General features: G+C 42.9%; 11 protein-coding genes. 2 read left to right on the top strand and 9 right to left on the bottom strand.

The window, feature by feature from the left end; genetic code table 11:
• The first annotated feature begins 82 nt into the window (after positions 1-82).
• Together QQK00_RS06735 and QQK00_RS06730 are read left to right on the top strand one after the other, a co-directional pair.
• On the top strand, positions 83-409 hold the full coding sequence (locus tag QQK00_RS06735; protein WP_284216715.1) for a hypothetical protein: 327 nt from the start codon (positions 83-85) through the stop codon (positions 407-409).
• Positions 333-1,097: a helix-turn-helix transcriptional regulator gene (locus QQK00_RS06730; RefSeq protein ID WP_348521141.1), complete on the top strand. Its 765-nt coding sequence runs from the start codon at positions 333-335 to the stop codon at positions 1,095-1,097. Before QQK00_RS06735 ends, QQK00_RS06730 begins: the two co-directional genes overlap by 77 nt.
• Before the next feature lie 60 nt (positions 1,098-1,157).
• On the opposite strand, the gene ychF is transcribed toward QQK00_RS06730, so the two are convergent.
• The 9 genes from ychF to QQK00_RS06685 all read right to left on the bottom strand — a co-directional run bounded on the left by ychF (position 1,158) and on the right by QQK00_RS06685 (position 12,695).
• Positions 1,158-2,249, bottom strand: a complete 1,092-nt coding sequence (gene ychF / locus QQK00_RS06725) for a redox-regulated ATPase YchF (protein WP_284216714.1) — start codon at positions 2,247-2,249, stop codon at positions 1,158-1,160.
• Between the two features lie 9 nt (positions 2,250-2,258).
• Complete coding sequence (gene pth / locus QQK00_RS06720) at positions 2,259-2,852, bottom strand: aminoacyl-tRNA hydrolase (protein ID WP_284216713.1); 594 nt, start codon at positions 2,850-2,852, stop codon at positions 2,259-2,261.
• Between the two features lie 3 nt (positions 2,853-2,855).
• On the bottom strand, positions 2,856-3,491 hold the full coding sequence (locus QQK00_RS06715) for a 50S ribosomal protein L25/general stress protein Ctc (RefSeq protein ID WP_284216712.1): 636 nt from the start codon (positions 3,489-3,491) through the stop codon (positions 2,856-2,858).
• A 264-nt stretch (positions 3,492-3,755) separates the two neighbouring features.
• Positions 3,756-4,511, bottom strand: a complete 756-nt coding sequence (locus QQK00_RS06710) for a copper homeostasis protein CutC (protein ID WP_284216711.1) — start codon at positions 4,509-4,511, stop codon at positions 3,756-3,758.
• 21 nt (positions 4,512-4,532) lie between these two features.
• The gene (locus tag QQK00_RS06705; RefSeq protein ID WP_284216710.1) at positions 4,533-6,971 is read right to left on the bottom strand and encodes a GH92 family glycosyl hydrolase; all 2,439 of its coding nucleotides are present in this window, start codon (positions 6,969-6,971) and stop codon (positions 4,533-4,535) included.
• Positions 6,961-9,183, bottom strand: coding sequence for a GH92 family glycosyl hydrolase (locus tag QQK00_RS06700; RefSeq protein ID WP_348521140.1), 2,223 nt, complete (start codon positions 9,181-9,183; stop codon positions 6,961-6,963). The genes QQK00_RS06705 and QQK00_RS06700 overlap by 11 nt, the downstream gene beginning before the upstream one ends.
• Before the next feature lie 28 nt (positions 9,184-9,211).
• Positions 9,212-10,426, bottom strand: coding sequence for an AGE family epimerase/isomerase (locus QQK00_RS06695; RefSeq protein WP_284216709.1), 1,215 nt, complete (start codon positions 10,424-10,426; stop codon positions 9,212-9,214).
• Between the two features lie 8 nt (positions 10,427-10,434).
• Positions 10,435-11,442, bottom strand: coding sequence for a carbohydrate kinase family protein (locus QQK00_RS06690; protein WP_284216708.1), 1,008 nt, complete (start codon positions 11,440-11,442; stop codon positions 10,435-10,437).
• On the bottom strand, positions 11,439-12,695 hold the full coding sequence (locus tag QQK00_RS06685) for a sugar MFS transporter (protein ID WP_284216707.1): 1,257 nt from the start codon (positions 12,693-12,695) through the stop codon (positions 11,439-11,441). The genes QQK00_RS06690 and QQK00_RS06685 overlap by 4 nt, the downstream gene beginning before the upstream one ends.
• Positions 12,696-12,697: the final 2 nt, after the last annotated feature.

The following is a 12,697-nucleotide window of genomic DNA, read 5'->3' as shown; positions in this document are numbered from 1 at the left end:
ACATTGGTTGTCAGGAGGCCTATTTAATAATACTCACTTCTGAAACAACAGAAGTGTTATATAATTAAATAAGGATTACACAATGCAAACATTAGAACTTGTTACTTTTACGTCCAAAGAAGGGGTTACTCAAGCGCAAGTCATCGAGGCGAATGACAAAGTGATGCAGGAAATTAAGCATTTTGACGGATTTGTTTATCGATCGCTTTGTTTTCAAAAGGAGTCAAAGCAGTGGTTAGATATTGTTTATTGGGAAAACGCGCTTGCGGCAAAAAATGCGCAAGAAAAATTTATGACCTTACCTTGCTGTCAGATGCTTATGTCATTGATAGATGAAAGCTCAACGAGCATGTTGCATGCAGATGTTTTGCTTGATTCTCCATTCAGTGAAATGGAAAATTGTGGCTAAAGCTGACCGCCTATTAACATTAATTTCTCTTTTAAAAGGAAGGCGCACTGTGATCACAGCGCGCCAACTTGCCGAGACGCTAGAAATATCTGAGCGAACGGTTTACCGAGATATTCAGTTACTTATTGATACGGGTTTACCTATTGAGGGAGAAGCCGGTGTGGGCTATATGCTGAAATCAGGTGCAGATATACCGCCCATCATGTTTACGTCGGAAGAGCTTTTAGCGATTCAATTAGGTTTGAAGATGGTTAAAGGGTGGACGGACAAGGCCTTAGCTATCGCTGCAGAACAAGCTCGGGTTAAAATTGAGGCTGTGCTTCCTGAGCGATTAAAACAAACACGAATGCAGCATACTGTGCTGATACCAGAATACTACATAGAGTCGATTTCTGCGCAGCACTCCATTGTAATACGTGAGGCAATTGCGAATAAGTGTGGGCTTAACATGGTATATGAGAGGGCTGATACAACACAATCTACACGCATGGTTATTCCGCTCGGCTTAGTACATTGGGGGAAAACATGGACACTTGTTGCATGGTGTTTTATGCGGAATGATTATCGAGAGTTTCGCTTAGACCGCATTCAAGGTCTAACATGTATTAGCTCAGACCATCTCCCTCACTTACCTGCTGAGAACAATGAAATTAGTCTAGAAGCATATGTAGCGCAACTAAAGCTTTAACACTTTTTGTTTTACTACATATTTTTCTTAATGTTTTATCTAACGGAAAACTATAATGGTTTATACATTGAACCTAAAATGAATCACATCGCCATCTTTAACGATATATTCTTTACCTTCTAAACGCCATTTTCCGGCGTCTTTTGCGCCTTGCTCTCCGTTAAACTCAATGTAATCGTCATAACCTACGATTTCAGCTCGGATGAAGCCTTTTTCGAAATCTGTATGTATTTTTCCTGCTGCTTGAGGCGCAGTTGCACCAGTAGGGTAGGTCCAAGCACGCACTTCTTTAACGCCAGCAGTAAAATAGGTTTGCAGGGTTAGTAACTCGTAACCTGCACGGATAACTCTATTTAGGCCCGGCTCTTCTAAGCCAAGCTCTTCCATAAAGTCAGCTTTGTCTTCTTCGTCTAATTCTGCAATGTCTGATTCTATTGCTGCACAAACGCTAACGACCACGGCATTTTCAGCCGCTGCAATGGCTTTTACTTGGTCGAGATAAGGATTGTTTTCAAAGCCTTCTTCGTTAACGTTGGCAACATACATTGTTGGTTTAAGGGTTAAAAAGTTCATGTAGCTGATGGCTGCATGTTCTTCTTTTGTCAGGTCAACTGCGCGAAGTAGACCTCCCTCGTTAAGGTGCGGCAAAAGCTTCTCTAATACTTTTAATTCAAACTTAGCCTCGGCATCGCCGCCTTTTGCGCGTTTACCTACACGTATCATCGCTTTTTCGGTAGTTTCTAAATCGGCTAACGCAAGCTCGGTGTTTATTACGTCAATGTCTTCGGCAGGGTTAACCTTACCAGCAACGTGTACAATATTCGGGTCATCAAAGCAACGCACAACATGCCCGATAGCGTCTGTCTCGCGGATATTCGCTAAGAACTTATTCCCTAGACCTTCGCCTTTTGATGCGCCGGCGACTAATCCTGCAATATCAACAAACTCCATTGACGTTGGTATTACTTTTTGCGGATTTACAATAGCCGAAAGTTTATCTAAACGAGTGTCCGGTACGGGAACGACACCTGTATTGGGTTCGATGGTACAAAATGGAAAGTTAGCTGCTTCAATGCCCGCTTTTGTAAGTGCATTAAAAAGAGTTGATTTACCGACGTTAGGAAGGCCGACAATGCCACATTTAAATCCCATGTTTGGACCCTATATATTGTATTCTGCTTTAAATGAATGTAAGCGCTGCTGCGCTTTCACTAAATCTTGTGTTAAAAGTATTTCTACGCACCGCATGGCTTCATCGATGGCGGCGAGTATGTTTTCGTGTTCTTTGACTGGTGCTTTGCTTAATACATGCCCTGTGACTTTTGATTTATGCCCAGGATGGCCAATACCAATGCGTAATCGAAGAAAGTCTTTTTCATTCGCTAAAGATTTTACAATATCTCTAATACCGTTCTGACTAGAGCTGCCGCCTATTTTAAATTTAGCTACGCCAGGCTCAAAGTCTAATTCATCAAAGGCGACCAGTATCGACTCTTTGGGAATTTTATAAAAACGACACATTGCCCCTACGGCTTGACCACTTTTATTCATATAGGTCGTAGGAATAAGCAGTCGAATATCTTGACCATGCAAAGTAAAGCGGCCAGTAAAACCAAAAAACTTAGCGTCGAACTTCATTGGTACGTTGAAGCGTGAGGCTAAGTTTTCTACAAAAATGGCACCCGCGTTGTGCCTCGTATCTTTATATTCGGGGCCTGGATTACCCAGACCCACAATCAACTGCAAAGTCGACACTGATTAGTCCTCAGTACCCTCTGCATCAGCTTCGTCGTCGCTTTCTGCTGCGCCGCCTTTAGCTGCTTTAACCGTTACAACCGCTAGGTCATGGTCTTCGCCTTTAGAAAGCTCTACAGACTCAACGCCACTAGGCAAGGTGATGTCAGAAAGGTGAAGCGTTTGGCCTAAAGCAACCTCAGCTAAGTCTACTTCGATAAACTCAGGTAAGTCTTTTGGTAAACATGTGACTTCAATATCATTCACGTGATGTTCAGCGTGACCGCCTTCTAACTTAATACCTTTACATGCATCTTCGTTAATAAAATGCACGGGTACATTAGTGTGAAGTTTTTCACCTGCAACAATACGTTGAAAATCAATGTGTGTTACTTTTGGTTTAAACGGGTGACGTTGCATATCTTTTACTAACGCTTCAACAGGCTTGCCGTCGATATTGATAGTCAGTACGTGAGAATAAAAAGCTTCAAACTCTTGTGCTTGAATAACTTTGTTGTGTTCAAGTGTAAGTGCTACAGGCTCTTTGCCAGCACCATAAATGATCGCAGGTACCTTTCCTGTATGACGTAGGCGGCGGCTCGCACCTTTCCCTAAATCAGTACGGACTTCTGCGTCCAAAGTAAAAATTGCATCAGACATAATTGTCTCCAAGTAAAATGTGAATGTGATTTTGCGACCAAATCACATATTGTTTTGCTTACCCGCTACTCTGTTTATGCTTTTATTTAAATTAATCGTGAATATATGCATTGGTACCGGTATAAACGTCGTTAATTTCCACCGCAGATTTATGCGGCGGCACATTCTATCATTGGGTATGTTTGGATACAAATTATTCTTAGCCATTAAACGCATTATTTATCTTACTGTTCGATCATTAACGCAAGCTAAATATTTGTTCAGTTAGCACAGCGGATTAACAAGTTTTCGTGTAAGTATTGGGCAGAGTTTATGGTTTGACAATACACCAGAATAAGCGTGTAACCAAAGCTGATGAGTATTGCGCGCAGCTTTAATTAGATTGCTCTCTATAATACATGCATTGTCGGCATTTACCCCTCCGGCAACAACAAGTTGAGCACCGATAGGTAGCCTTGACAGCGTATCGGTTAAGTTAGCTAAGCCCATCGTTGCCTCTTGTTTGTTTAGCCATGAAGAGCCACTGGATAAAATTCGTTGAACACCTAATTCAAGTAATGAAGTTACTCTCTCTGGGCTATTTTTTAAGACATCAAATGCTCTATGGATACCGATGTTAAGACTGTGTACTTTCGCTTCGTGACATAGGTACTTCATTGCGTCAATATCAATCGTACCGTGTTTGTCTAGCACACCAAAAACTACGCCTTGTGCACCTGCGTCACTGGCATTCTGCAGTTGTGTTCCCATAGTAATAAGCTGCTTGTTCGTGACTGTGAAATTATTATTGTGCAAGCGAATCATTACCCCAATTTCAGGCGCATTGGCTGACGAAAAACTGTATTGACGAGCAATTAAGTTACATGCACTTTCTACCGTAGACATGTCAGGTGTTAAACCGTCTTTATGCATGTTCGTACAGAGTTCAAAGCGTTTTACGCCGCAATCAATTGCTACTGACAGGTTTTCAATAAACTGGCGAGCGTTTGTCGTGTCTAGACACACTTCAATATTACGCATCTAGTTCACCTAACACTCAGTTTATTTAACATATGAGTTGCCTTCGTTGTCATTTCGATTGTCATATTGTTTTTTGACAGGAGTGTCAGACAAAACAACATTAAGCGTGCCACCTGTCACGAGTGTGTGGTGGTCTACAAAGTAGTTGGTAATAGTCTGGTCTTTGAAGCTGACGGATTGAATATACTGAGGCCTAGCACTTGTCTGAGACTCATTTGTCCGAGAGTCAGTTTTAATGACTAAGCTTTTCCCTTGATAATATTTGTCAGAGAGGGCAATTTCGATGCGATCAAATTGCGGCGTCACAATAGCATAGTCCATATGTGCTGGCGACACTGGATAAAGCCCTAGCATGCTAAATGCTAACCAGGCTGACATCGTGCCTGCGTCGTCATTTCCGGGCAGTCCCGCTGGCGTATCCAGAAAATACTTGTCGATCAGTTCAGCGACCTTTTGTTGACTGCGCCATGCTTCACCCGCTACATAATTAAACAAAAAGGGGTAGGTAATATCTGGCTCATTTGCCATGTCATAGTTGTCCGTATCAAAACACATTTGAAGTTGCTGTAAAAAAACTTTACTCCCTCCGAGTGCCTCGATTAACCCCGGTATATCATGCGGTACATAGAACCGATAATTCCATGCGTTGCCTTCAACGTAACCAGGTGCAGGTTCAAAGTTACGTCCTAATTCGGGGTCATAAGGCGAGTACCAACGGCCATCTCGCCATTTAGGACGTAACATGCCCGTTTGAGTATCAAGCAGATGCTTATACCCTAATGATTTGGCGTAATAACGCTTTGCATCGTCTTGTTTATTCAAGGCCTTTGCAAGTTGTGAAATACTGTAATCAGCGACATAATATTCCAAACTTGTCGATACACTGCCGCCCCATGTATCTTCATCGTCTATTGGCACATAGCCAAGTGCACTGTAGTCCGGATTCTCTTTTCTAATGGGGTTGTTCGCAACGGTATCGCTCGCTTTTGTCAAAAACGCATAGGCAGATTCAATATCAAAGTCTTGTATCCCGCGCAAATAAGTATCAGCGATGACGGCCGCGGCAGGATCGCCGACCATGACATCGGTTTCCATACTTAGGAGTTCCCACTTAGGCATCCAACCGCTTTCTACCGCCATATTTAACATGCTCTTGACCATGTCAGACTGCAATTCAGGGTAAACTAAACTTAAAAACGGGTGAACATTCCGGCTGGTGTCCCATAGTGAAAAAGTGGTGTATCGATTTTTACCCCCTGTATTACCTATTTCATGAGCGCCCATTTTAGGGTACTCACCGTTAACATCTTGAAGTATATTGGGATGAATCAGCATGTGGTAAAGTGCGGAGTAAAACAGGCGTTTATTGTGTCGACTGCCTTCCACCTTAATTCGATTTAACAACTTGTTCCATGCAGTTTCGGCTTTTATTTTGGTGTCATTAAACGCAAAATTTGCTTGCTCAGCATGCAAGTTTTCTCGCGCATTTTCCATGCTCACATACGATATACCAACTTTTACTTCAACGGTGTTAGGGGCATCATGCGTAAAAGAAAAGTAAGCGCCAATGTCGTCACCCGCCATAGGCGAGTGATAATTTTCATATGTTTTATATGTATCGTTATAACTTACCCAATCCGCTTCTACGTTTTTAAACGCGGGCATTTTCTTAAAAACACCTGAACGGTCTGGTGTTTTATTTAGCTTCACAACAAAGTAAACAGGGCGAACATCTTCGGGTCGATAACAAAAGGTACCAATGGTACGAAAGCCCTCAATTTCAGTATCCGAAACACGTTGAATCATTCCGCCAGTTTCGTTAGTGAGCCCTAAACCAATATTAAACAAAACGTGATTATTCCCTGCTGGAAAATGGTATCGGCTAATACCTGTGCGTAAGCTACTTGTCACTTCTGTTTTAATGTTGTATTTCGTTAATTTGTTACTGTAGTAACCTGGTGAAGCGACTTCGTCCGTGTAGGTGCTACCATACACTGCGGGGTCGAGTACTAAATCACCGGCGCTTGGCATTAAAAGTAGCGTGCCCAATTCAGGACAGCCCACACCGCTTAAATTAACGTGACTGAACCCGGTTAAAAACGTGTTTTCATGTACATATGGACGAGAATGCCAGCTAGCATCTTTTTCAAATGTATTGCCTTGTCGTTCACCATGAGCAACATTGAAGGGCACGACAGACGCCATGCCATGAGGGTACTGTGCGCCGGGGTGCGTCGCGCCGAAGTTACTTGTGCCAATAAATGGATTTACATATTGTGTTAGATTTTGCAGATTGGGTTTGGCTTCAATTGCATTTTCATCGGCCGTATGTTTTGCATTGCAAGCATTGACAAGTAAAAGTGCAATTAGTGGCATGGCAAAATAGCGATGAGTAACTAAGCGCAGTGATTTGCGCAAGAATGGCCCGCAAATACTAGCTATCTGTCCATTAGTTTTCATTTGGTGTATTACTCATATTAAAAATTAATTCTCCACCCTGCATGATTTGCTCGTGAGATACAGTGAAGCCCAGCAATGGTTTGCCATTTAGCATGGCTGATTTTACGTATACATTGTCGGGTGACTGATTGTTCGCCTTTATGGTAAATGTATTTCCATTGTCCAGTTGCCACTTGGCACTGTTTATTTCAGGGCTGCCAAGTACATATTCACCCGATACCGGATCGACCGGATAAAACCCCAGCGCACTAAATAAATACCACGCCGACATTTGTCCTGCATCTTCGTTTCCACAGAGGCCGTCAGGCGCGGTGGTATACAAGGTGTCCATAATTTGCCGAACACGGGCTTGGGTTTTATGACCTTGATTGACATACTGGTACAAGTAGGGCACGTGATGCGCTGGTTCATTGCCATGTACATATTGTCCAATGTAACCAGATATCCACTCTGGCAGTTGATCTTCCGCTTGTTCAGTCGAAAACATTTCATCTAATTTAGCATCAAACGCGAGCGCAGACCCGTATAGCTCAACCAAACCGTTTATGTCATGCGGAACAAAGAAGGTATATTGCCACGCATTGGCTTCGCAATAATCTTCTGTAGGGCGATAAGCCATTGGGTCAAACGGGACTCGGTATTCGCCATCGACATTTTTTGCTCGCATAAAACCAGTTTCACGATCGAAATGATGTTGATAGTTTTTAGACCGCTTGAGGAAGGTTTGATAAATGGCGTCTTTGTCCAAGGCTTTTGCAAGTTGTGCAATCGCCCAGTCATCATAGGCATATTCTAAGGTTTTAGATACGTTCCATTTGGTTTCAGTAAATGGAACAAACCCTAGCGTTTGATAACTGCCGATGCCAAATTGTTGCTGGCTCGCGCTGGTAAGCGCAGCATTAAGTATCGATTCGCCAGAAAGCTCTAAATCACCTTTTAAATAAGCATCGACGAGCACAGGCACTGAGTGGTACCCCATCATCATATTGGTTTCGTTGCCCTGAAAATTCCACACGGGTAAAAGGCCGGTGACTTCATAGTGAGACATTAGCGATAGCATCATTTCCGCGTTTACTTTGGGCGCATATAAGGTATTCCAAGGGTGCAATGCCCGGAATGTATCCCACAACGAAAAAAATGAATATCGAGTATCGTCTTGCGTTGAGTGAATACTACCATCTGGCCCTTTATACTGACCATTCACGTCAGAAAATACCCGAGGCGCTAGCGACGCGTGATAAAGTGCAGTATAAAACTGCACCATGTTGTCAGGCGACGCAGCAATTTCAATTTTACCCAATTGTTTTTGCCATGCCTGTTTTGCGGCAAGTCTCAGTGAACTAAAGTCGTCAGTCGTTTGAATATCAGATAAAAAATTCTGTTTAGCGTTTGTCACGCTAACAGAACTCAACGCCGTTTTTACTTCTAATTGATGCTGATTTGACGTGTGAACATCAAATGAAAACATGCCGACGTCGCCATTTTCATCTTTGACGATGTCATGTGTTTTTATGGGCGCCGAAAATCGCGTATAAAAATATACGCGTTGATCTTCTGCCCAGCCACTCGACAAGCGGTAACCTTGTATGGTGTATGGGTCAACAACTTCAATATGTGTCTCTTTCGTTTTGTCCCAGTTTCTGCTGTATGACAGATCTAATCTTACCCAAGCAGGTTTATTGGTATCATTATATGTGTATCGCTGCACACCTGTGCGTAAGGCGGATGTGAGTTCCACATCAATATTATAATCGGCTAAATGTACCTGATAATACCCCGGAGAAGCCTGTTCTTGCACATGACTAAATGCCGAATGAATGACCGGTTGGTTTAATACGTCATCGAGTATTTTTTGCTTAGTCGGCAGGGTCAATGGCATAAACAATATGTCGTAGAGATCACCTGCGCCGGTGCCGCTTAAATGTTGGTGAGCAAATCCGGCGATCACATCATCAGGGTGAAAATAACCAGAAATCCAATCCCAACCATTTCTACCATTGTTTGGACTAAGTTGCACACGGCCGTATGGCACGGTCGCTCCTGGGTACGTTTTACCTTTTCCCGCAGTACCAATGAAAGGGTCAACATATTGCACGGGGTCAAACGCATCGTGTGACGCGGCAGGCGTAGGCGCAGAAACTTCCTGATTACTACAACCCATTGCTATGCCAATTAGCCCAACAATGAGTGTGTACTTTACATATTGTTTCATCTTAAATACCGTCGTTTGATACTAGGTATTACTTGGCAAAAGGGCTAAGTTTTTCATTGTCACCAATAACCCTTAGCACTTCCGCACAAGCACATAATGAATGATAATCACACTTAGCTCCAGCGCTACTTTTTTCGTCACTTGTTTTGCCATTTTCGCGTGTAAGTAATCTAAACCACGCACCATATTCATGGTCAATCATGTGTTTCCAACAGTACGCCCAGAGTGCCTGATAGGCATCTAAATAGTCGTTGTTACCTGTAAGCTCGTAAATCATTGCAGCGGCAGCGATACTCTCTGCTTGCACCCAAAAATATTTGTCTTCGTCACACCATTTCCCATCGGGTGAGAAACCATACACCAGACCGCCGTATTCGTTATCCCAAGCGGTACCGTAAGCAATGTCGAAAAGCTCAATCGCTTTATTTTCATACTTTGCGGATGGACGATGTCTGTGTAAGGACAGTAATAACTTGGTCCACTCAGTTTGATGGCCTGGCTGAAACCCCCAAGGACGATACAAATTTTTGGGATCGTCTTTATTATATTCCCAATCAGGTAAAAATGTTTTTGTGTAATGTTCCCACACGAGTCCATTGGTCAGTTCTGCTTGGCGAAAACAAATGTTATTCGCAATTGTTTCGGCTTTGTCTAAATATTGAATATCGCCAGAAGCCTCGTAAGCCATCAGCATTGCTTCACACAGGTGCATATTTGCGTTTTGTCCGCGATAATCACTTAACACACCGTCTGCACTGATTTCGTCGGCGTAGAGTCCGTAGTCTGTTTGCCAAAAGGACGTCTCAAGTTGAGCAAATACCGTTTGCATGTTGTCTCTACAATCCAGAATCTGATATTTGTGTAGGGCGGCGTATGCCAATAAAACAAAGGCATAGCCGTAAGCCTGTTGCGTCATGTCTTGTGCTTGGTTGTTATGTAATGTCCAGGCATAGGCGTTTTGTTCAGGCTGCCAATGGATATCTTCAACGAAGCGAATGCCACGAACGGCGCGCGCTTTATACTCTTCTTTACCAAACAGTTTGAATGCAACCGCGTAGTTAACGACAATACGTGTACTGCTTACCAGCTGTTTGAATTCAGGGTTAAATATGCTGCCGTCATCTTTGTAGTTTTGAAAGTAACCGCCACTCTCATCATCTACTTTAGCGTCGTAAAAAGCTAAAATACTTTTTATGTGGTCAGTGACAAATTGTTTTTCTGTAAACGCTGGCATGTTTAGCATAGAGCTACCTATATATATTTATGTTGCGCGGAATCTTGTTGATTCTGATAAATGGGTAAAAATGTAGACACGTCATTCAATGTTGGCAGGGCTGGGAAGGCGCCTTGTCTAGACACTGTGTGTGCACCACATGCAATGGCAAAGCGAATAATGTGTTGCAATCTATCGTCGCTGGCGATGACTTGTTCAGGTGTATACTCTTCCAGCAAACAGTAAAGTAAGCCGCCAATAAAGCTGTCGCCCCCACAAGTCGTATCGACGACGTCAACGCAAGGAACATCGAGCGAAGTGCTAAACGTAGGGGTGAAGTAACGCACAGACTTTGCGCCGTCAGTGACGACGATTAATAAACAGTCCTTATTTTCTTGGAGTAGCTTGTCTATATAAGCATCATCGTTTTCATCGGATAAATAGCCGAGTTCTTCTTTTGAAAATTTAATGATATTTGCAAGTGAAAGTAATGCATTCACGACTTGTATATCTGCATTACCCGTGTCCCACAAGTTATGACGCAGGTTTACATCAACACTCACAATTGCATGATTGCTTTTAGCGCGAGATGCCAGAGATAGAGTTGTATTAGCAATATCTTTAGAGGTTAGGGTATTGCTACATACATGAAGTATGTCGCCATCGCTAAATATTGTTTGAGGGAATTGGTCTTCATTGACAATGACATCAGCAGTATTTTGTCGATAAAACGAAAAAGACCGTTCACCTTCATGATCTAGGCTTACAAATGCAAGTGCAGTTTGTGCCTCAGGGTGCATTAATGTATGTGTCGTGTTTACGCCATAATAAGCTAGTGCATTCCGTAAAAAATGACCGAAGGTGTCATCACCTACTTGACCTGCAAAAAAAGCGTTCCCGCCAAGCTTAGCGACTGCCACTGCAGCGTTAGCGGGAGCGCCACCAGGAAATTGCTTAAATATGGGTATGTTAAGACCACCATGCATCTCTTGTTCAGCATGTAAGAAGTCGATGAGTGCTTCTCCAAAACAGACTAGCTTTTTCATGCATCACCGCGCGTATCAGCTTGAGAATAATTTGCACCTTTTAGCGCATACCAAAGAATATAGCCGTAACATGCCGCGGGCACGATAAAGCTGAGTTTTAACGAAATAGCATCAGCCGCAAACCCTTGTAACATTGGCACAATAGCCCCGCCGACAATTGCTTGGCACAAAAAACCAGATCCTTTACCTGTGTGTTCTCCAAGTCCGCGAATAGCAAGGGCAAATATGGTTGGAAACATAATGGAGTTAAATAATCCTACTAACAAAATACTCCATATTGCTGTATTACCAGTGGTATTAATGGAAAATACGATCATGATGATGGCAAATACGCTATTGAAAGCTAATACGTAGGTCGCAGATATGTATCGAGTCAGCGCAGCGCCAATGAATCGTCCAGCCATGGCTGATAGCCAATAATACGAGACCATTTTCCCAGCCGTGACGTTGTCCATCTCAATACCGTCCATTTGCATAAAGTAATTGACTAAGTAGCTGCCAACCGCGACTTCTGCTCCTACATATAAAAATATGCCGACAACACCAAACGTAAGATGGGGGTGGCTTTTAATGGTCAGCGCGCCACTTGATTCAACTTGTTTTAAATGTTCTCCGATGTTGGGGAGCTTTAAGCGCGAAAATACTAAGGCGATGACAATCGCGAACACCGCGATTAATATATATGGCATTTGTACCGCGGTTGCTGCGTTTTCGCCTTGTTCAGACATATTGGCCAAAATGAGTGTCGCGCCAAAGTAGGGGCCAATAGTATGCCCAACCGAATTGGTTGCTTGCGCGAGGTTTAGTCTACTTGCTGCCGTTTTTTCAGGGCCGAGTACGGCAACATATGGGTTTGCGCTGACTTGCAAAAAAGCGATACCACTTGCCAATACAAATAAGGCAAATAAAAATAGGGCATAAATTTCTAGTGCCGCGGCAGGGTAAAATAAGCAACACCCAGCAGCAATGGTGAGCAAGCCAACAATAATACCTTTTTTGTAGCCAATGTCATCGAGCAGCCGCCCGGCAAATGGAGACACAACAAAGTAGGCGATAAAAAAGCAGAATTGCACTAATCCAGCTTCTAAATATGATAAATCGAAAGCCGCTTTTAAAAAGGGAAGTAAAATGTCGTTTAGCGCAGTAATAAATCCCCAAATGAAGAATAATGAAAATAAAGCGCTCAGCGCAAATAGCGCCATGGATTTTTTATCATTATGTTCGGTTGGCGGGTTTGTTGGATTAATATGCATGA

The organism is Agaribacter marinus, from assembly GCF_030160655.1.
GTDB classification, from domain to species: domain Bacteria; phylum Pseudomonadota; class Gammaproteobacteria; order Enterobacterales; family Alteromonadaceae; genus Glaciecola; species Glaciecola marina.
This window is presented reverse-complemented; position numbering and strand designations above follow the sequence as displayed.

What these genes read in the sequence shown, in the direction of transcription:
- QQK00_RS06690 (WP_284216708.1), bottom strand. Translation starts at nt 11,442, where the DNA reads ATGAAAAAGCTAGTCTGTTTTGGAGAAGCACTCATCGACTTCTTACAT.
- QQK00_RS06715 (WP_284216712.1), bottom strand. Translation starts at nt 3,491, where the DNA reads ATGTCTGATGCAATTTTTACTTTGGACGCAGAAGTCCGTACTGATTTA.
- QQK00_RS06710 (WP_284216711.1), bottom strand. Translation starts at nt 4,511, where the DNA reads ATGCGTAATATTGAAGTGTGTCTAGACACGACAAACGCTCGCCAGTTT.
- QQK00_RS06730 (WP_348521141.1), top strand. Translation starts at nt 333, where the DNA reads ATGAAAGCTCAACGAGCATGTTGCATGCAGATGTTTTGCTTGATTCTC.
- ychF (WP_284216714.1), bottom strand. Translation starts at nt 2,249, where the DNA reads ATGGGATTTAAATGTGGCATTGTCGGCCTTCCTAACGTCGGTAAATCA.
- QQK00_RS06700 (WP_348521140.1), bottom strand. Translation starts at nt 9,183, where the DNA reads ATGAAACAATATGTAAAGTACACACTCATTGTTGGGCTAATTGGCATA.
- QQK00_RS06685 (WP_284216707.1), bottom strand. Translation starts at nt 12,695, where the DNA reads ATGCATATTAATCCAACAAACCCGCCAACCGAACATAATGATAAAAAA.
- QQK00_RS06705 (WP_284216710.1), bottom strand. Translation starts at nt 6,971, where the DNA reads ATGAAAACTAATGGACAGATAGCTAGTATTTGCGGGCCATTCTTGCGC.
- QQK00_RS06695 (WP_284216709.1), bottom strand. Translation starts at nt 10,426, where the DNA reads ATGCTAAACATGCCAGCGTTTACAGAAAAACAATTTGTCACTGACCAC.
- QQK00_RS06735 (WP_284216715.1), top strand. Translation starts at nt 83, where the DNA reads ATGCAAACATTAGAACTTGTTACTTTTACGTCCAAAGAAGGGGTTACT.